Source organism: Mycolicibacter heraklionensis (assembly GCF_019645815.1).
Taxonomy (GTDB): Bacteria; Actinomycetota; Actinomycetes; order Mycobacteriales; family Mycobacteriaceae; genus Mycobacterium; species Mycobacterium heraklionense.
This window is the reverse complement of sequence record NZ_CP080997.1, coordinates 3,474,926-3,493,497: the sequence shown is the minus strand read 5'-3', so window position 1 is coordinate 3,493,497 and position 18,572 is coordinate 3,474,926. Positions and strand designations below refer to the sequence as shown.

General features: G+C 66.4%; 17 protein-coding genes. 2 read left to right on the top strand and 15 right to left on the bottom strand.

Annotated features, from left to right (window positions below; translation table 11 throughout):
• Nucleotides 1-10 precede the first annotated feature (10 nt).
• On the bottom strand, nucleotides 11-1,348 hold the full coding sequence (locus tag K3U94_RS16550; protein WP_220694418.1) for a zinc-dependent metalloprotease: 1,338 nt from the start codon (nucleotides 1,346-1,348) through the stop codon (nucleotides 11-13).
• A 99-nt stretch (nucleotides 1,349-1,447) separates the two neighbouring features.
• Between K3U94_RS16550 and K3U94_RS16545 the strand changes: the two genes are divergently transcribed.
• Nucleotides 1,448-2,467, top strand: coding sequence for a YlbL family protein (locus tag K3U94_RS16545; protein WP_047318924.1), 1,020 nt, complete (start codon nucleotides 1,448-1,450; stop codon nucleotides 2,465-2,467).
• Nucleotides 2,468-2,523: 56 nt separating this feature from the next.
• The gene (locus tag K3U94_RS16540) at nucleotides 2,524-5,484 is read left to right on the top strand and encodes a UPF0182 family protein (RefSeq protein ID WP_220694417.1); all 2,961 of its coding nucleotides are present in this window, start codon (nucleotides 2,524-2,526) and stop codon (nucleotides 5,482-5,484) included.
• Nucleotides 5,485-5,497: 13 nt separating this feature from the next.
• Here the strand turns inward: K3U94_RS16540 and K3U94_RS16535 are convergent, their stop codons facing one another.
• The 14 genes from K3U94_RS16535 to K3U94_RS16470 are packed head-to-tail and all read right to left on the bottom strand — an operon-like array spanning nucleotide 5,498 to nucleotide 18,570.
• Nucleotides 5,498-6,715 carry a TetR/AcrR family transcriptional regulator gene (locus K3U94_RS16535; protein ID WP_047318926.1) on the bottom strand — a complete coding sequence of 406 codons (1,218 nt, stop codon included), beginning with the start codon at nucleotides 6,713-6,715 and terminating at the stop codon, nucleotides 5,498-5,500.
• Nucleotides 6,708-7,511 (bottom strand): oxygenase MpaB family protein, encoded by an 804-nt coding sequence (locus tag K3U94_RS16530; RefSeq protein WP_220694416.1) that lies wholly within the window; start codon nucleotides 7,509-7,511, stop codon nucleotides 6,708-6,710. The genes K3U94_RS16535 and K3U94_RS16530 overlap by 8 nt, the downstream gene beginning before the upstream one ends.
• A gap of 2 nt (nucleotides 7,512-7,513) precedes the next feature.
• Nucleotides 7,514-8,428 (bottom strand): oxygenase MpaB family protein, encoded by a 915-nt coding sequence (locus K3U94_RS16525; protein WP_220694415.1) that lies wholly within the window; start codon nucleotides 8,426-8,428, stop codon nucleotides 7,514-7,516.
• 35 nt (nucleotides 8,429-8,463) lie between these two features.
• The gene (locus tag K3U94_RS16520) at nucleotides 8,464-8,643 is read right to left on the bottom strand and encodes a hypothetical protein (protein ID WP_220694414.1); all 180 of its coding nucleotides are present in this window, start codon (nucleotides 8,641-8,643) and stop codon (nucleotides 8,464-8,466) included.
• 28 nt (nucleotides 8,644-8,671) lie between these two features.
• Complete coding sequence (locus K3U94_RS16515; RefSeq protein WP_220694413.1) at nucleotides 8,672-9,475, bottom strand: mannan-binding protein; 804 nt, start codon at nucleotides 9,473-9,475, stop codon at nucleotides 8,672-8,674.
• Nucleotides 9,472-10,044 carry an Rv1363c family protein gene (locus K3U94_RS16510; protein ID WP_220694412.1) on the bottom strand — a complete coding sequence of 191 codons (573 nt, stop codon included), beginning with the start codon at nucleotides 10,042-10,044 and terminating at the stop codon, nucleotides 9,472-9,474. Before K3U94_RS16510 ends, K3U94_RS16515 begins: the two co-directional genes overlap by 4 nt.
• 6 nt (nucleotides 10,045-10,050) lie before the next feature.
• Nucleotides 10,051-10,665, bottom strand: coding sequence for an Rv1363c family protein (locus K3U94_RS16505; RefSeq protein ID WP_220694411.1), 615 nt, complete (start codon nucleotides 10,663-10,665; stop codon nucleotides 10,051-10,053).
• Nucleotides 10,666-10,682: 17 nt separating this feature from the next.
• Nucleotides 10,683-11,954, bottom strand: a complete 1,272-nt coding sequence (locus K3U94_RS16500) for an MlaD family protein (RefSeq protein WP_220694410.1) — start codon at nucleotides 11,952-11,954, stop codon at nucleotides 10,683-10,685.
• The gene (locus tag K3U94_RS16495; RefSeq protein WP_230987174.1) at nucleotides 11,951-13,045 is read right to left on the bottom strand and encodes an MlaD family protein; all 1,095 of its coding nucleotides are present in this window, start codon (nucleotides 13,043-13,045) and stop codon (nucleotides 11,951-11,953) included. The genes K3U94_RS16500 and K3U94_RS16495 overlap by 4 nt, the downstream gene beginning before the upstream one ends.
• 17 nt (nucleotides 13,046-13,062) lie before the next feature.
• On the bottom strand, nucleotides 13,063-14,199 hold the full coding sequence (locus tag K3U94_RS16490) for an MCE family protein (RefSeq protein WP_220694408.1): 1,137 nt from the start codon (nucleotides 14,197-14,199) through the stop codon (nucleotides 13,063-13,065).
• Nucleotides 14,196-15,230, bottom strand: coding sequence for an MCE family protein (locus tag K3U94_RS16485; RefSeq protein WP_220694407.1), 1,035 nt, complete (start codon nucleotides 15,228-15,230; stop codon nucleotides 14,196-14,198). Before K3U94_RS16485 ends, K3U94_RS16490 begins: the two co-directional genes overlap by 4 nt.
• Nucleotides 15,227-16,276, bottom strand: a complete 1,050-nt coding sequence (locus K3U94_RS16480) for an MlaD family protein (RefSeq protein ID WP_230987171.1) — start codon at nucleotides 16,274-16,276, stop codon at nucleotides 15,227-15,229. Before K3U94_RS16480 ends, K3U94_RS16485 begins: the two co-directional genes overlap by 4 nt.
• Nucleotides 16,273-17,706: an MlaD family protein gene (locus tag K3U94_RS16475; protein ID WP_220694406.1), complete on the bottom strand. Its 1,434-nt coding sequence runs from the start codon at nucleotides 17,704-17,706 to the stop codon at nucleotides 16,273-16,275. Before K3U94_RS16475 ends, K3U94_RS16480 begins: the two co-directional genes overlap by 4 nt.
• A 3-nt stretch (nucleotides 17,707-17,709) precedes the next feature.
• Nucleotides 17,710-18,570, bottom strand: coding sequence for an ABC transporter permease (locus tag K3U94_RS16470; protein ID WP_434084876.1), 861 nt, complete (start codon nucleotides 18,568-18,570; stop codon nucleotides 17,710-17,712).
• Nucleotides 18,571-18,572: the final 2 nt, after the last annotated feature.

Below are 18,572 nucleotides of genomic sequence, written 5' to 3'. Positions count from 1 at the left end.
ACGCGGCGCCTCAGTCGTCGGCGTCGTCGGCGTTACCGGCCTCGCGCTGGAACTCCGCGATCGCCTGGTCGATGGCCGAGTCAATGTCGCTGGAGCCGCCGAGAATCCGGTCGATGAACGCGGCCGGCTCGTCGAGATCGGAGGCCTCGGGAAGCAGATCGGGGTGCTGCCAGACCTTGTCGCGGGCGTCGGCCCCGACCGCCGTGGTCAACCGCTCCCAGAGCACCGCGGCCTCGCGCAGCTTGCGCGGGCGCAGTTCTAAACCGACCAGCGTAGCGAAGGTCTGCTCGGCCGGGCCACCGGTGGCGCGCCGGCGGCGCAGCATCTCCGAGAGCGCGGCGGTACCCGGGATCCGGTCGCCTAGCGCCGCATTGACCACGGTCTGCACCCAGCCCTCGATCAGGGCCAGCAGGGTCTCCAGCCGCTCCAGTGCGGCGAGCTGCTCCGGGGTCGACTTGGGCTCGAACACGCCTTGGTTGAGCAGTTCGTTCATGGCCGAGGGATCGGTCATCGCCGCCGGGTCGAAGCCCTGCGCCAGTTCTTCGATGCCCCGGATGTCGATCTTCATGCCCCGGGCGTAGGCCTCCACAGCGCTGAGCAACTGGTTGGACAGCCACGGCACGTGGGTGAACAGCCGGTGGTGGGCGGCCTCGCGGGCGGCCAGGAAGGTGACGATCTCACTGCGCGGCTGCTCCAGGCCGCCGGCCAATTCCTCGATCGCACCGGGCAGCAGCGCGGCCACGCCGCTGGGCCCCAGTGGCAGGCCGATGTCGGTCGAGGTCAGCACCTCTCCGGACAACCGGCCCAGCGCCTGGCCCAACTGGGAACCGAACGCCAACCCGCCCATCTGCGACATCACCGACAGCAGCGGGCCGGCCATGCTCTTGGCCTCTTCCGGCAGTGCTGAGGCCCACACCGACGAAACCTGTTCGGCCATCGGGTCGCACAGCCGCTGCCAGGTGGTCATGGTGTGCTCGACCCAGTCCACCGGCGTCCAGGCAACCCCACTGGTGGTGCCGGCCGGTAACGAAGTCGCTCCGTCGAGCCAGGTTTCGGCCAGGTGCACCGCGTCGCCGATGGCGGTCGCGGTCGACGCGGTCACCGGCGAGACCGGGCCGATCGACTTGGTCGCGACCTGTCGTGCCAGGTCGTAGTTGACCGGACCGGCCGGTCGGCCGTCGGCGCTCACCCGGCCGGCACCGCTGAACATCTGCCCGAGCTGGGTGAAGACCTGGCCCAGATCGGCCATGTTGAACCCAGCACCCATGCCGAACGGGTCGGTGGGCCCCGAGCCTCGCTCGCGGTCGGGGTCGTCCCCGGAAGAGAAACCGAAGGGCAGATCAGCCATAGACACAACCGTACCCATCGGCAACGTCTGGCGGAACGACACGCGGCCACGGCGGTCGGGCCGTCTGCGCCGGGGCGGTGGCCGTTTACCATACCCGGGGTGAACAGGCGGATTCTGACGCTGTTGGCGGCTGTGCTGCCGGTGGTCGCGTTCGGCGTACTGCTGACGGCGGTGACCGTGCCCTTCGTGTCATTGGGGCCGGGCCCCACTTTCGACACCCTCGGCATGATCGACGGCAAGCAGGTGGTCGACATCGAGGGGACCACCACGCACCCGACGACCGGCCACCTCAACATGACCACGGTCTCCCAGCGCGACGGTCTGACGCTGGGGGAGGCGTTGGCGCTGTGGCTGTCGGGGCGTGAGCAGCTCATGCCGCGTGACCTGGTCTATCCGCCGGGCAAGTCCCGTCAAGAAGTCGACGAGAGCAACGACGCCGATTTCCGCGCGTCCGAGCAGAGCGCCGAGTACGCCGCGCTGGGCTACCTGCGCTACCCGTCAGCGGTCACCCTCGCCGATGTCCACGACCCGGGTCCGTCTGCCGGCGCGCTGCAGCGCGGCGATGCCGTGGACGCCGTCAACGGCGAACCGGTCTACACGGTTCGGCAGTTCACCGCGCGGCTGGCCGACACCAAGCCGGGCGAGACGGTCGTCATCGACTACCGGCGCAAGAACGCCGCGCCCGGTACGGCGCGGATTACGCTCGGAGAGAACAAGGACCGCGCCAACGGATTCCTGGGCGTGTCCGTCCTCGATGCGCCGTGGGCGCCGTTCACCATCGACTTCAACCTCGCGAACATCGGCGGCCCGTCCGCGGGTCTGATGTTCTCGCTGGCCGTCGTCGACAAGCTGACCACCGGCACCCTGGCCGGGCCGAACTTCGTTGCCGGCACCGGGGTCATCAAGTCCAACGGCCAGGTCGACGCGATCGGCGGAATCGCACACAAGATGATGGCGGCCCGCGAGGCCGGCGCGACGGTGTTCCTGGTCCCGGCCGACAACTGCTACGAGGCCAGAAACGACGACAAGGGTCTGCAACTGGTCAAGGTGGACAGCCTCGCCCAGGCGGTGGGCGCGCTGCGAACCATCACTGACGGAGGTCAGCCACCCTCTTGCTGAGTCTTTGTTGGCTACAGTGGGGCCGTCAGGGACAACTGAGCTAGGGAGCGTGGCACGTGGGGATGCGGCCCACTGCGAGGATGCCGAAATTGACCGCGCGCAGCCGGATCATGGTTGCCAGCGCGTTCGTCGTGATCGCGCTGCTGCTGGTGGGGCCGCGGCTGATCGACGGCTATGTCGACTGGCTGTGGTTCGGAGAGCTGGGCTACCGCTCGGTGTTCGTCACGACTTTGCTGACCCGCCTGATCACGTTCGTCGTGGTGACGCTGCTGGTCGGCGGAATCGTGTTCGCCGCGATGGCCACCGCCTTCCGGGTCCGGCCGGTTTTCGTCCCCAGCAACGGCGTCAACGACCCGGTGGCGCGGTATCGCACCACGGTGCTGTCGCGGCTGCGGCTGATCGGATTCGGGATTCCGGCGGGCATCGGAGTGCTGGCCGGAATCGTCGCGCAGAGCTACTGGGTGCGTATCCAGCTGTTCCTGCGTGGCGGTGACTTCGGGATCAACGATCCGCAGTTCGGCAAAGACCTGGGCTTCTACGCCTTCGACCTGCCGTTCTACCGGCTGGTGGTGGGGCTGCTGCTGGCGACGCTGTGCCTGGCCACCATCGCGAATCTGACCACGCACTACATCTTCGGCGGCATCCGGCTGTCGGGCCGGGCCGGCGCCCTGAGCCGCCCGGCGCGCATCCAGGTGGTCAGCCTGATCGGCACCCTGGTGCTGCTCAAGGCCGGGGCGTACTGGCTGGACCGCTATGAGCTGCTCAGTCACACCCGCACGGGTAAGCCTTTCACCGGAGCCGGCTACACCGACATCAACGCGGTGCTGCCGGCCAAGATGATCCTGCTGGCGATCGCGCTGATCTGCGCGGTCGCGGTGTTCTCGGCGATCGTGCTGCGCGACTTGCAGATTCCGGCGATCGGTTTGGTGCTGCTGCTGCTGTCGTCGGTCGTGGTCGGCGCGGGCTGGCCACTGATCGTCGAACAGTTCAGCGTCAAGCCCAACGCGGCGCAGAAGGAGAGCGAGTACATCTCTCGCTCGATCACGGCGACCCGGCAGGCCTACGGGCTGACCGAGGATGTGGTCACCTACCGGGACTACCGCGGTGATGCGCGGGCGACGGCCGCGCAGGTGGGCGCCGATGCGGCCACCACCTCCAACATCCGGCTGCTCGACCCGACCATCGTCAGCCCCGCGTTCACCCAGTTTCAGCAGGGCAAGAACTTCTACTTCTTCCCCGACCAGCTCACCATCGACCGGTATCGCGACGACGACGGCCAGCTGCGTGACTACGTGGTCGCCGCCCGCGAGCTGAACCCGGATCGACTGATCGACAACCAGCGCGACTGGATCAATAGGCACACCGTGTTCACCCACGGCAACGGGTTCATCGCCTCGCCGGCCAACACCGTGCGCGGTATCGCCAACGACCCCAACCAAAACGGTGGATACCCGGAGTTTCTGGTCAATGTCGTCGGCGCCAACGGCGGTGTCGTCTCCGACGGACCGGCCCGCCTCGACCAGCCGCGTGTCTACTACGGGCCGGTGATCGCCGACACCGTCGCCGACTACGCGATCGTCGGACGCAACGGCGCCGACCGTGAGTACGACTATGAGACCAACACCGAGACGAAGAACTACACCTACACCGGCGCCGGCGGGGTGGGTATCGGAAACTGGTTGGCCCGCAGCGTATTCGCCGCGAAGTTCGCCGAGCGGAACTTCCTGTTCTCCAATGTGATCGGCGCCGACAGCAAGATCCTGTTCAACCGTGACCCGGCGAGCCGGGTGCAGGCGGTGGCGCCCTGGCTGACCACCGATTCCACGGTGTACCCGGCGATCGTGAACAAGCGACTGGTGTGGATCATCGACGGCTACACCACGCTGGACAATTACCCGTACTCGGAGCTGACGTCGTTGTCGTCGGCGACCGCGGACTCCAAAGAGGTGGAGTTCAACCGGCTGCTGCCGGACCGGCGGGTGTCCTACATCCGCAACTCGGTGAAGGCCACCGTCGACGCCTACGACGGAACGGTCAGCCTGTACGCCCAGGACGAGCAGGACCCGGTGCTGAAGGCGTGGATGAAGGTGTTCCCGGGAACGGTCAAACCGAAAGCCGAGATCACACCCGAACTCGCCGAGCACCTGCGCTACCCCGAAGACCTGTTCAAGGTGCAGCGCATGCTGCTGGCCAAGTACCACGTCAACGACCCAGTGACGTTCTTCTCCACATCGGACTTCTGGGACGTGCCGCTGGACCCCAATCCCACCGCCAGCAGCTTCCAGCCGCCGTACTACATCGTCGCTAAAAACCTTGCTAAGGGCGATAATTCAGCGTCCTTCCAGCTGACCAGCGCGATGAACCGGTTCAAGCGCGACTACTTGGCCGCCTACATCAGTGCCAGCTCGGACCCGGACACCTACGGAAAGCTGACCGTGCTCACCATTCCCGGGCAGGTCAACGGGCCAAAGCTGGCCAACAACGCCATCACCACCGACACCACGGTCAGCCAGGACCTCGGCGTGATCGGGCGCGACAACCAGAACCGCATCCGGTGGGGCAATCTGCTGACCCTGCCGGTGGCACAGGGCGGACTGCTCTACGTCGAACCGGTCTATGCCTCACCGGGTTCCAGCGATGCCTCGTCGTCGTACCCGCGGCTCATCCGGGTGGCGATGATGTACAACGACAAGATCGGCTACGGGCCGACGGTGTCCGACGCACTCACCGGCCTGTTCGGGCCCGGTGCCGGTGCGGCCGCCACCGACATCGCACCCACCGAGAACGGCGCTGCTGCGCAGGGGACGCCACCGTCGGCCACCCCGCCCGTTGCGGCGGTGCCCACGCCCCCGGCCGCGGAGGTCGCGTTGTCGCCGGCGAAGGCCGCGGCGCTGCGCGAGATCGAATCGGCGCTCAATGCGGTGCGAGACACCCAGCGCCGCGGTGACTTCGCGGCCTACGGTGCGGCGCTGCAACGCCTCGACGACGCCATGGCCAAGTTCAACAGCGCCAAATAGGGGTGCGGTGCGCTCAGGCGCCGAACAGCACCGAGTGCATCAGCGTGCGTACGCACGCCTGCTCGTAGGCCCTGTGCGGCGTCGAGGGGTCGGGCCGGTCGTAGTGCACCAGTCGACCGAGATCGACCACCAGACCCATCGCGGCGTGCACCAGGAATCGGGCAGCGGTTGCGGTGAGTTCGGGCCGCACCGACCGCAACAACCCCACCCAGGAGTCGATGGTGGAACGCTGCACGTTGCGCAGCAGCGCCCGATCGGATGGGGACAGGTGGATCTGTTCGCTGTAGTAGATCGACGCCAGCTCCGGGTTGGCGAACGAGGTGGCGACGTAGATGTCGACCAGCTGCGTGAGTGCCTCTCGCGGTTCGGACCGGTTGGTGTTGACCACCGACAGCTCCGCGGAGAGCCGATCGGACGAGCGGCGCAGCGCGGTGCTGAGAATGTCGGCTTTGCCGGGAAAATAACCGTAGATACTCGAGATTCGCAGTCCGGCGGCCTTGGCGATCTGGGCCACGCTGGTCTCGGCGTAGCCGTGGCGGTGGAACAGCATCATCGAGGCGTGCAGCACCGCCTCGTACATCCCGGCATCCGCGGTGAAGATGCGCGCCCCGCTCGCCCCGGAAGAAAAGTTGTCCGGCACGGGAAATTCGGTGTGCAGCAGTGCCCGCGACGCCGTCGTCAGGAGATCCGTGATGTCGTCGGCCGTGGCGCGCAGGTGGTGGTCGGTGATCCCCCCGGCGACGCTGAGCAATGCCGCTGAGAGCATCTGTCGATGCAACAGCGGCGCCGCCGGCCGTAGCTCGGCCAGCGGCTGCTGTAGGCGTTGGTTGACCAGGCGTAGCTGATCCAACAGCGTGGTGGCGTCGGGTTCGCGGAGATAGCGTGCCTGCCATCGGTACAGGCCACCGGATTCGCGGTTGCGCAGTGCGACATCGATCAGGGCGTGTATCAGCTGGTCGAGTGCTGCCGCCGGGCCTGCGGCGGGGTCGACGACGATGTCGGTGACGTCGACCAGTTGCTGGCTCAGTGCCAGCACCGCGACGCGGAACAGGTCGTACTTGCTGGCGTAGTGCCGGTAGAGGGCGGGAGCCGAGACACCGACCTCGGTGGCGATGTTCTCCACGCTGACCGCGTGATAGCCCAGGGTGCTGAATGATTCGGCGGCGGCCCGGGCGATCTGGTCCTTGCGATCTTTGGGGCGCCGCCGGGTCGTGCGTGCGGTGTCAGCCACGCGCGGCGCCCAGCGAGGTGCTCGGCTGATGTGCGGCCGTGCGTAGTGCGGCGCGCGCCCTGGCGTTCCAGTGGTGTCGCGGGGTCAGCGAGGAGAGCTGAGTCAACCGGACGAATTGGCGCAGCGACCATCGGTCGGCGGCATTGACGTTGATCCCGGTGAGCTCGCGGGCGCGGGGGTGCTGCAGGGCACGAATGGCGGGGTGGGGGACTGCGCGCATCCACCAGTCGGTGGGGGCGAAAATCTGTTCGCGAAACGGCTCGAAGTGGGCGCCGGCCATCAGGTGCGCTTGGCAGTAATCCTCGAAGTATTCAACGAATTCCGGCCAGGTCGCAGGCATGGGCCGGGTAGACACGCCGTATCGGCGATACCAGGCGCAGCACTCGGCATAGAGCTGCTCATGTTCGTCGCCGTCGAGGGGACGAATGAAGGTGTTGACCATGACGAAGAGGGACTCTACGTAAGCGCTGTGCTGAAAATGGAAGGTGTCGGGGTTCAGTGCGTGGTACTTGTGCCCGAACCTGTCGACGCCCTTGACGTGCTCGTGGGAGAAGCGCATCTGGGGTCGCATGTCGAGGTCGGAGTAGGCGTAGTTGACGGCTTGGGTGAAGGTGCGTTTCTTGTGCAGCCAGATGCGGTTACGCATCAGGGCGTGCTCGCTGATGCCGGCGGCGATGCCGGGATGCAGCAGCAGCAGACATACCGCTCGGGGCAACACGAACAGGTAGCGCCGGTCGGCCAGGAAGTGCCACAGCAGGCCGTCGGGCCCCAAGCCGTCGTCGTGGTGAGTCGCCATGGTCAGATCAGCGACTTGTGGCGCCGGATGCGATGGCGAACATCGGCCATCAGCACGTGATAGTTGGCGGTCCGGATGAACCGGGGAATGAAGCGGTTCACAAATGACACGAGCAGAAAAAGATTTTCGAACTGGCGTTGTTCGCCTCGCGACCATTGCACACCGAGCAGCTCGCGAAAGACCGGTGGCAGAAAACCGATCGTCAAGAATCGCAGCAGCGGCCCCAGGAGCGCCCGGAAGATCGGGTTGACCATCTTCAGGTCGACTAGGCGCATGAGGTAGTCGCGCACGGCGTCGTCCATCTGAAGAGTTTGGCAGGTGGTGTTCCAATAGGTGTCGAACTCGGCGCGGGTGGGCGGCCACTGGTCGTCGGTGACCTGCAGGGTGGTGCCGAGCGGCCAGGCGTGGTGGTAGAACGCCTCCGCCTGTTCCTCGGTCATCTTGCCGCGCAGCAGCTGGTAGGTGTCCTCGTAGAAGACGAACAGGCACGCGGCGACCCATAGTTGCAGATCCCGGTCGAAGGCGTTGTATTTGACCGGACTGTCCGCCGTGGAGCGAACCTGCCGATGCGCGACGTTGACCGCGTCACGGTAGGCGGCGCGTTCCTCCTCGGTGCCCAGCACCGCGACGGCCATGTACTGGGCGGTGGTGCGCAGCCGCTTCCACGGATGTTCCATCAGCGAGCCGGATTCCACTCGACTCTCCACGACGCCGTAGCCGACGCCGGGCATGCTCAACTGCATGATGACATTGGCCGCCGCCGCGGCAGCCGACCAAAAGTCCAGTGCCTCAGTCAGATCGACCGGGTCGTCGTCCCAGCGCGGGGTGTAACAGTCGACGTGAACCCGGGTCTCGGCGGTGGTGAGTAAGCGGTGCCGGGCCTGGTCCTGGCCGTGTTGTTCATGGCAGGTCGACATGTGAGCGATCCTCTCGATGCAGCGATATGTGGCGGTTATGGCCCGGCAAGGTAGTGCGGGAGTTGGGCGAGTCCCCAGATCAGCCCGGCTGCACCGACCGCGACACCGAAGAACAGCACGACCAGCACGCCGGCGCGCAGTAGCCGGGCTTCGGGGGTGGCCAGGTAGCGCAGCACGCTCACGACAAGGTCGATGATCCGCACCAGAAGCATCATCTCCAGGGTCCTCCTATCAGGGCTGGCCTCACGTTCCACCGTATTCCGGTCGCAGGGCGGGCGACAGCGACGCCAGGGGCACCCTGGCCACCACCGCCCTGCCATCCATGGACCACACGAACCGGTCGGCGGGCTGCGGGTTCTCTCGAAGCAGCGGGGCGTCGGGCAGGTACAGCACCAGTTGGTCGGGGGTGAGCGCGAATGCCCGGTAGTCGCCGGTATATCCGCTGCCCCGTGGGCTGGGCTGAAACTCGTCGACGGTGAACGGGTAGGTGTTGGGCGCATGCGGGGGCGCCGCGGCGTCCAGTGCGGCCGGCAGCACCGGGGCCGCCGCGCCCGCGATCGCGGCCATCGGGTCGACGCCCGGCTTGAACAGGTCGCCAAGGGTCAGGCGGCGCCCGGTGGCCATGTCGAACACGAAGGTGCGGTAGGCGTTGTTGGCCTGCATCCCAAACGGTTCCAGGCATTCATGTATCACCAGCGACTGCACCGCACCCGGCCCCGGAAAGCTCTCGTAGTAGGCGACAGCGCTGCTGTCCCGCACGGCCTCGGCGCCCGAGCTGCGCCAGCCGCTCATCAGCCGGCGGTAGAAGTCGCGCATCACCGGTCCGGCCGCGGCGTTGTCCAGCATTGCCTCGGGAAGGTCAAAGGCGATGTACCGCTCGGCCTTTCGGGGCGACACCACCAGGGTCGTGCAGCGCTGACCGTCCCAGCTCGCCTGAAGCTCGTCGCAGAAGCCCGGCGCGGAGGCGACGGCCGCCGGGGCCAGCACCGTGTTTGCGGTGACCAGCGCAGCGGCCAGACCGCACCACGCTGTGCCGCTACTCGTCATTGTTGCTGCCCTGCCACGACATCGCTGACCAGCCACCGTCCGCCATCTCGGTGCAGGGTGAGCGCCATGGCGGTGACGTCGGGCGGCGCTTGGGCGATCTGGCCTCCAGGGTCCTTTTTCAACGCCGCGCTGCTGAAGGTCTGCTCGACGAACAGCAGCACTGTGGCGTCGGTGGCGTCGGCTGATTTCACCGCGGAGTCGATGATGGTGCCACTGGTGGTCACCTGGTTGGCGATCAGCATCGCGCGAAGCTGGGAGCTCTGCTTGGCGTAACGGTCGTGGAATGTGCCGGTCGATCGGTCCAACAGCTCGGTGATCTGCCGATCGACCGTGCCGGGACTCGCTGTCGTCAGCAGCACCGCGTATTGCGTTGCGGCGTCGGAAGCCTCCCGGGCGGCGACGTCGAAGCGATGCTGCTGGTACAGCAGCCAGCTCTGGTATCCGCTGCCCGCGAGAACCGCGAGAGTGCCCAGGGCGGCGGCCGGCCGGGCCAGCCGCCGCAGCCGGCGGGGCCGAGCCGCCGGAGGCTTCTGCGGCGTCTTGGTGTCGGGCTTCTCGATGGTGGTCATGGTTGCTCAGACCAGATCGACCTGGCTGGCCAGCCAGCGGTTGTCGACGAGTTCCATGGTCATCTGGATCCGGTTGCGGTCGATCCGTGGTTCCGATCGCACCGCGTTGGTGATCGACTGATCGACGAACAGCAACACCTCCACGCGGGTCGTGGTGGCGGACTTGACGGCCGCGTCGAGGACGATTCCCTTGCCGGTGGCCTTGTTGTCGATCAGGATCTGACGTAATTGCTTGGCGCCCAAGCTGTAGGCGTCCTTGAACTGGCCGGTCGCGCCGTCGATCGCGCGGGCGTAGTTGCCGTCGATGTCGGCGGTGTCCAGGCTGGTCAAGGTGATCGCGTAATCCTTGGCGGCCGCCAGGGCGGCCTGCCCCGCAGCGGCGCGTGCATCAAGCTGGTGCAGGCGCCACCCGGCATATCCCGAATAGGTCAGCGCCGCGATCAACACGGCGGCCACCAGCGCCACCGGCGCTCGGCGGCGCCGCGACACCGGTACCGAGGGTGTTGTGGGTTCGGGGTCGATATGGTCGGCGGCCTCGTCATGCGCTGATTCCGTCTTGAGGTCCGTCTCGCGTTGTTCGTCGAGTTGGTCGAAGACGTCCGGGTCGGCGGTTTTTCCCATGGGGCTCGGCTTTCTCATCAGTTGGGGATCCACGCGGGCAGCTGCGGACCGCCATCGGGAGTGGGCAAGGTGTAGGGCGGATAGACCGGAGGCGGTTCCAGGGTTGCCAGCGGGTCGTGGCCCGGGGGCGGCCCGGCGGTGTCGTCCCCGGGTGGGCGTGGTGCGTTGCGAGCGCCGCGAACCAGCAGCGAGGGGTCGTCGTCGGGGCAGTAGGTGTAACGGTACGGCGCAGGGAAATTCACCGCCGAGGGCGGTTTGCGGGGCAGGCCGTAGTCGCAGCGGTGCCTGGGATAGATGTCGGCGATCACCCAGATGCCGCCGTCGTGCACTGTGCCGGCCAGTCGGTCCACCAGCGAGCCGTGGTCGGGGCGCCACAGGTCCTGCAGGGTGGGCACCCGCAGGTAGAGAATCTGCGACAGGGTGGTCAGGTTGCCCAGCAGGGCGTAGACGTTCTCCCGGTTATCGCCGATGAAGCTGTCGACCTGTCCCAGTTCAGTACCGCCGAGTTCGACCAGGGTGCGGAACCCGCCGTCCATGGCGTTGGCCCCGCCGAGGATCTGTTGCAGGTCGTTGCTGGTGCCGCTCAATCCCGGGCTGACGTCGCTGAAGGTGGTGAACGTGACCCGGGTGTTGCGCAACATGCTGACCGTCTCGGGTAGTACGCCGTCGAGCGTCGAGGCGAGCAGCACCGTGCCGTCCAACAGCGCGGACAGTTTCTTGCCGCCATCCGGACTGACTCGAAGCTCGTTGAAGACCGCTGTCAGTTTCTCGGCGTCGACCTGGCCCAGGGCGCCGCGGCTGTCGTCGATGATCTGGGGCAGCGAGACCGGCACGCTGGTCTGCTCCTGGCCGACCAGTGAGCCGTTGGTGAGGTATGGCCCGTTCTCGTGCTCGGGGCGAAAGTCCAGGTATTGCTCACCGGCGACCGACAGCCCGGACACCCGCACCGGCGTGTCGCGCGGAATGGGGCGGTCGGCGCGCAGCGAGACGACGGCCTCGGCTCCCGTCGCGGTCAGGTGCACATCGGTGACCCGGCCGATCGGGATGCCGCGCAGCGTCACGTCCTGATTGACCAGCAGCCCGCCGGACTGCGGGAGCAGAACTCGCACGGAGATCGTCTTCTGCGCGGGGTTGATCCCGACGCCGAAGATCGTCACATATGCCGCCGCCACCACTGTGGTCAGCGCCAATCCGATGCCGGACAACAGAATTCGCCGTCGGTAGCCGGCTTGGACCAGCCATACGCCCAGCCGGGCGAACAGGTCGAGGAGGTCGAGAAACGGTCTCATCGCTGCGGTCCGTAGATCCGGGAGAGCAGCATGTTCCACTCGTAGCGCAGGTCTCCGATCATCAGATGCCAGTCGGTGCCGTCGGTCCAGTGGAATTCTGGATCGCCCGGGTAGTTCTTGTCAGGCCAGGGAACCAGCGTGATCTTGTCGATTTCTCCCTTGACGTGTGCGGCAGGGCCGTTGAGGGTCTTCATCAAGATGCCCAGGAACCGGTTGAACGGCATCAGCGAGAGTTCGGGGTCGACGGCGATCTCGTTGAACACTCCCGCCATCTTGTTCAGGTCGGCGGTGAGGCTGCGGGTATCGGTGCCTTGCAGAGACGGGAAGCGGGACAGCTGACGGGTGATCCGCGCGCCGGTGTCGACCAGGTCGATCAGATCGGAGGTGTTGTCGGAGATCACGTTGAGGGCGGGCGCCAGGTGGGTGAGGGCGTCGTCGAAGGTGTTCTGACGCGCCGACATGGTCGCGGCCAGCTCCGATGACCTCCGCAGCGTCCGGTCCAACTGCTGCGACCGGGCGCTCATCCGCGACAGCAGGGTCGCGGTCTGGTCCAGTAGCAGGCCGAGCTTTTCGCCGCGTCCGCCGACGGCCTTGCCCGCGCCGTTGAGCATGGACACCAGGTGGCGCACCGTGCCGCCGTTGACCAGCATCGCCATCGAGCTGATCAGTTCTTCGATGGTCGGAGCGTTGGCGGTTGATTCCAGCGGCAGTACCGAGCCGTTGTGCAGCAGCGGGGCGTCGTCCGGCCGGTTCTTGTCGGGCCAGATCTGAACGAAGATGTCGCCCAGCGGGGTGGCCGACCGCAGCTCGGCGGTGCTGCCGGCATACAGCGGTACGGCCGATTTGATCCGCATGGTGATGTAGGCGTTGAAGTCTTGAGCCCGAATGGATTCGACCTCACCGATCTGCGCCCCGTACAACCGCACCTTGGCCTTCTCGGGAAGGTTCAGTGCGTCGGAGAAGACGGCGGTGATGGTGTAGTACGGCCCGCCGCCGCCCGGCGCGGGCAGGGCCACACTCTCTAGGTCCAGGCCGCATCCGACCGTCAGCAGCGCGGTCGCGATCGCCAGCGCCGCACGAGTTCCTCGCACCCATCTCGTCGACCGTGTCATGGCTGCTGACCGATCCCGTCCTGCATCAGATCGAGCATGCTGCCCAACCCGAAGTCCGGTCCGTAGTCCTGCAACGTTCCGGTAGCGCACGCGAGCTGCCGCAGGCCCATCAGGTTGCAGACCTCCTTGCCGAACTGACTGTTGAACAAGGTCTTGCCCAGCAGCAGGTGAGATCGCAGGCTGCCCGCGTTCTCGTCGATGACGTTGTAGAAGTTGTCGATGAACAGTGGGCCCACGTCGAGGATCTCGCGCAGGTCGCGTTCGTTGTCGGTGAGCGTGGTGGCGACTGTGCGGGCACCGGAGAAGGCCTCGCGCAGCCGGTCCTGGTTGCCTTCGAGAAGCCGCGACGTCTCGGCGAGCAGCCGGTTGATCTTGGCTCCGGTGTTTCCGGATCCCAAGTTTTCTGCGGCCAGGATGCCGCTGAGCTGGTGGACGTAGGAACCGAATTCCCGCAGTGCGGCGTCGTTTCTCGACGCTGCCTCGCTGAGCTCGGCGACGCCTGTGATGATCGTCTGGATGGTCTTCTTGCTGCGTGCGCCCTTGTCCGACCCGACCTGCAGGGCTTGCGACAACCGGCCCAGGGTCGCCTTGATGTCTGGACCGTTGCCGACGGTGATCTGCGAGCCGACGGCGACGAATTCGCCCAGCGGTCCCTGATTGTTGTCGTCGCCCCGCAACGCGCTGCCCAGCTTGTCCATCATCGCCAGGGTCCGTTCGAACTCCACCGGTGTGCGGGTGCGGTCCAGGCTCAGCACATCGCCGTTGCGCAGCTTGGGCCCGCCGCGATACGCCGGGGTGAGCTCGACGTGACGGTCGGTGAGCACCGAGGAGGAGACGGTGACGGCTTCGGCGTCGGCGGGGATGTCGACACCGGCGTCGATTGCGAGCTTCACCTCGACGTAGCCCCCCTTGGGGGTGATGCTGGTGACCTTTCCGACGTCCATGCCGAGCACCGACACCCCGTTGCCGGCGTAAAGCCCTACGGCGTCTTGGAATTGAGCGGTCACCCGGATCTTGTGCAGCGATAGCCGCGGCAGGTCGGGGATCAACTGCGGTGCCACCGCGGCACCGGTCACGGCCAAGACGAGGACGGCCGCACCGGCGAGCACGTAGAGCTTGAGGGCGCGACTCATTCGCAGTCCTTGAAGTATTCGACCAGGTTGAACTGCCTGGCGCGTCCGCTCAGCGCGCACATCCAGGAGTCCACGAAGATCCCGGCCGGCAAGAAGACATCGGCCGCGTTACCGCTGCCGGTGGCATTGGCGAAGTTGCGTAACGCGACCGGGGTCGACTGCAGGAAGCTGCGCAGCAACGCGTCGTGGTCTGCGGTCATCTTCATGAATTCATCGAAGTCATGGATCATCTGGTTGACGGCCGCTTCGTCGCGCAGGATTCCGTGGGTGCGGTCGACCAGCAGGGTGGCGCTGGCGAACAGTCGTTGTACGGCCGCACGGCGGGTGGCGATCTCGCGCAGCACATCACGGCCCTGTAAGACCAGGGCGCCGAGGTTGGCCCGCTGGTCGCGCAGCATGGTGGTGAGCGTTTCGGTGTTGGTCAGCAGTGTGCCGAGTTGCTCGCGGCGGTCGGCGATGATGTCGGCCATCGCCTGCAGGTTGGTCAGCGCCTGCGGCAGTTCCTCGGCGACTCCGCCGAGGTTGGTGTTGAGCATGTTCAGCGAATCGACGAACCGATTGGCGTCCACCGGGCCCAGGGTGCGCGTCGCTCCGGCGAGGGTGCGCTGCAGATCGTAGGGAACCTGGGTGTGCGCCAAGGTGATCGTCCGGTTCTCCAGCTGCCCGGTGCCTGCCGGTGACAGTTCCAGATAGCGCGACCCCAAGATGGTGGTCAGCTTGATCGCGGCGCGGGTGTCGGCGCCCAGTGGGATGCCGCGTTCGACGTTGAATCCGACTACCACGTGGTCGCCGGCGAGTTTGACGCGTTCAACGGTGCCGACTTTGACGCCGGCGATGGTCACCACGGCGCCGGAGCGGATCTGGGCGGCTTGGGCGAACTGTCCTTGGTAGCGGGTCTTTCCGATGCCCAGTCCGGAGTAGACGACGGTGGCCGTGAGCACGGCGACGATGATGACGATCGAGATGACGCCCATCCAGGGCCGACTGAACGATTCGATGGGGCGTTTGAGTGCGGCGGGGATCAGGCTCATCGGCACGCCGCCGAATGCTGGTGGGCGAGGCCGTCGCTGGCGGTGGCCGCCCCGACGAACGACCGGAACCAGTGGAACAGGCCGCGCCACAGGCCGAAGTCCAGCTCGCAGGCGTAGACGTCGCTGTAGGTGCCGCTCTGGGTGATCCGGGCCAGCCCCTGCAGTACGTACGGGAGGTTGGCCGCCATGTAGGCGAAGCGTTCGCGGCCGTCGTTGACGCCGTAGTTGAGCAGGCCGGGCTGGCGCGTGATGAACTCTTCGAGATCCGGGGTGATGTTGTCGACGATGGTGGACAGTCGCGCCATGGTGGCGTTGATCGAGCCCACCGAGTCGACCAACGGTTCGCGGTGATTCGCCAGCGCGACCATGGTGTCGCGCGACTGGCGGATCATGTTCTCCATGTTGGTGCTTTGTTTGGCCAGGTCCGTCATCAACTGATTGAGGTTGACGATGAGTGCGCTGAGCACCTCGTCGGGCCCGGCGAAGGTTTCGGCCATCTGTGAGGCCTGCGTGATCAGCGTCAGCATGGATGCGTGATTGCCTTGCAGCGCCAGAACTGTCGCGTTGCTGATGTTGTCCACCTGTTCGGGGTCCAGCTCGGCGAACAGTGGCTCGAATCCGTTGAGCATGTAGGAGACATCCAGTGATGGGTTGGTGCGTTCGATCGGTATCTGACCGTGGTTGGGCAGGATCTCGTGGTTGTCGCCGGGACCTTGAGCCAGTCCGAGATAGCGCTGCCCGATGATGCTCTGGTAGGTCACCGAGGCAATCGTGTTCTGGTACAGCTGCTGGCTGCGTTGCACGCGGAACTGCACCCGGGCCGCGGTGCCGTGCAGTTTCACCCGGTCGACCCGCCCGACCCGCACCCCGGCGACGCGCACATCGTCGCCCGGCGCCATGCCGGATGCGTCACTGAAGATCGCCGAGTAACTGTAGGTGGGCCCGGCGATGTCGCGGCGCAAGGTGTTGTAGACCATCCAGGTGACAGTCAGGGCGAAGCTGGTGAACAGGGCCATGCCGATCACCGATTTGGAACGACTCCTCACCGGCCACCTTCTTTCGCGATCCGAGACAGGTGCACCGTGCTGCCGCGCAACAGCGGCGCCAGCAGTAGCACCGTGGGGGTGTCTGAGCTGCCGGTGATCCGGCTGATCTGCTGCTTTTCCAGCGGGCTGCCCACCACACCGACGTTGCCCCCGATGACCGCGCCCTGGGGCTCGAGGGTGGGGACTTCGGCAGGGGGCGGCGGGGGGATCGGGGGTCCCTGCGGATCGCCGGGCATGGAGTGCCGGGGCGGGGTGAGGTTCGGCCGGTTCTCGGTCATGCCCGGAGTGGGTGAGACGCCCTGGGACTCCAACGCGGGGAACAGGTCCGGGGCGGTGGGCACTTCCGGTGCGGTGGCGCAGCTCGGTCCGGCCAGCTCGCCGTAGCGGGGGCAGTCGGCGCGGACGTAGGTGCGGCTGGGTGTCAGGGCGATGGCCGCCTTGACCTGAAGCAGGTTCTCGTCTGCGTCCCAGATGACGTCGTAGACCCGGTTGGCGAGGGTTTGCAACTTGGTTGACACGCCGTGGAATTCGCCGGCATGGTCCGCGATCACCCCGAGGGCAGGGGTGAGGTGGCCGGTGATGGTGATCATCCGCTCGGCTTGGTTCTCTAGGGCGCTGGCCAACGTGGTCGCGGTGTCGGTTCCGCCGGTGAGCAGACTGGACAGCTGCGGTCCCTTTTCGGCGATGGTGGCCATCGGCTGAATCGATCGGTCCAGCGCGTCGAACAGTTCCGGGGAGACGCGCTGTAGACCGTCGGCCGCGGCTGTTAGCGCCGACAGCGTGGTCGGATCGGCGTCGTCGGTGGCGACGACGGAGTTCAGTTGCGCCAGAATCTCGTTCAGGTTGTGACCGGTGTCGGTCAGCTCCTGGCCGCGGCCATGGGTTGCGGTGCCCAGGGCGGCGATCACGCCGACAGTGGTGTCGTCAGGTTTGCGTCCCAGTGGGCTGATCAACTGGCGGAGCTTGTTCAGCACGTTCTGAAACAGCACGGTGGGCAGCGACTGGTCTTCGAGGACCACCGAGCCCGACCGCAGATGGTCGGGGGCGGCACCGTTGTCGACCAACTGGATCGCGGAGACGGCGAACAGGTTGGCCGGTACGACGCGGGCGGTGACGGTGCTGGGGATCTTGGCCGCGTGCTCGGGTTTGAGCACCACGTGGACTTCGTTGGGCAGCCCGTGGGTGGAGGGCGTGATGTCGGAGACGGAGCCGACCAGCAGGTCGTGGTACTTCACGTCGGAGCGCGGTGGCAGGCCGTCGCCGATGTTGGACAGCCGCACATCGATGCGCACCAGGTTGTCCAGCTTGCCCTGGGATTTGGCGACCATCAGCGTCGCGGTGGCCACGGCGATGACGATGAAGGCGACGCCCAGCGCGAACACCCGAACGTTGGAGGGTCCGCGGGGGTCGGTGTCGAAGGAGTTCGGCATCGCCTAACCCCCGAACCTGGCGCCGGATTCGACACCCCACAGCGCCATGGTCAAGAACATGTTCACCACGACTACGGCGGTGACGCTGGTGCGCATCGCGCGTCCGGCGGCGACTCCGACGCCTGCCGGTCCGCCGGAGGCGACAAAGCCGTAGTAGCTCTGGATGGTTGATGACACGAACACGAAGACGGTGGCCTTGAACGTCGCGTACAGCACGTCGCGGCCGTTGACGAACAGGGAGAAGTAGTGCAGGTAGGACCCGTTGGATTGCCCGGAGATCAGGATGACCGAGAACTGACAGGACAGGTAGGCGATACCCAGCGCTACCAGGAACAGGGGCACGACTGCGATCACCGAGGCGACCGCCCGGGTGGTGACCAGGAACGGAATCGGGTTGATCGCCATCGCTTCCAGCGAGTCGATCTCTTCGTTGATCCGCATCGCTCCGAGCTGGGCGGTGAAGCGGCATCCGGCCTGGGCGATGAACGCCATGCCCACCATGATCGGTGCGAGCTCGCGGGTGGTGGCGAACGACGAGATCAGACCCGTCGCCGGCCCCAGGCCCAGCAGATCCAGGACGTTATAGCCCTCGACGGCGACCAGTGCGCCGGCGATCGCCCCGAGTGCCAGCGCGACCGCGATGGTGCCACCGCCGACGACGATCGAGCCGTTGCCCCAGGCGATATCGGACAGCAACCGCAGCATCTCGCGCCGGTAGTGCCGGAGCATGGTCGGGATGGATGCGAGCGTGCGCCCGAAGAAGTGCACCAAGTGGCCGGCGCGGGCCACCGCCACGAAGAACCCGCTGAAGAGCTCGGTGATCGGTCGCAGTCCGGGAATCTCAAAGGCGCTGGGAATGACCATCT

Coding starts and splice junctions, on each gene's coding strand:
- K3U94_RS16550 (WP_220694418.1), bottom strand. CDS start 1,348: ATGGCTGATCTGCCCTTCGGTTTCTCTTCCGGGGACGACCCCGACCGC.
- K3U94_RS16530 (WP_220694416.1), bottom strand. CDS start 7,511: ATGGCGACTCACCACGACGACGGCTTGGGGCCCGACGGCCTGCTGTGG.
- K3U94_RS16525 (WP_220694415.1), bottom strand. CDS start 8,428: ATGTCGACCTGCCATGAACAACACGGCCAGGACCAGGCCCGGCACCGC.
- K3U94_RS16520 (WP_220694414.1), bottom strand. CDS start 8,643: ATGATGCTTCTGGTGCGGATCATCGACCTTGTCGTGAGCGTGCTGCGC.
- K3U94_RS16515 (WP_220694413.1), bottom strand. CDS start 9,475: ATGACGAGTAGCGGCACAGCGTGGTGCGGTCTGGCCGCTGCGCTGGTC.
- K3U94_RS16510 (WP_220694412.1), bottom strand. CDS start 10,044: ATGACCACCATCGAGAAGCCCGACACCAAGACGCCGCAGAAGCCTCCG.
- K3U94_RS16505 (WP_220694411.1), bottom strand. CDS start 10,665: ATGGGAAAAACCGCCGACCCGGACGTCTTCGACCAACTCGACGAACAA.
- K3U94_RS16500 (WP_220694410.1), bottom strand. CDS start 11,954: ATGAGACCGTTTCTCGACCTCCTCGACCTGTTCGCCCGGCTGGGCGTA.
- K3U94_RS16490 (WP_220694408.1), bottom strand. CDS start 14,199: ATGAGTCGCGCCCTCAAGCTCTACGTGCTCGCCGGTGCGGCCGTCCTC.
- K3U94_RS16485 (WP_220694407.1), bottom strand. CDS start 15,230: ATGAGCCTGATCCCCGCCGCACTCAAACGCCCCATCGAATCGTTCAGT.
- K3U94_RS16475 (WP_220694406.1), bottom strand. CDS start 17,706: ATGCCGAACTCCTTCGACACCGACCCCCGCGGACCCTCCAACGTTCGG.
- K3U94_RS16470 (WP_434084876.1), bottom strand. CDS start 18,570: ATGGTCATTCCCAGCGCCTTTGAGATTCCCGGACTGCGACCGATCACC.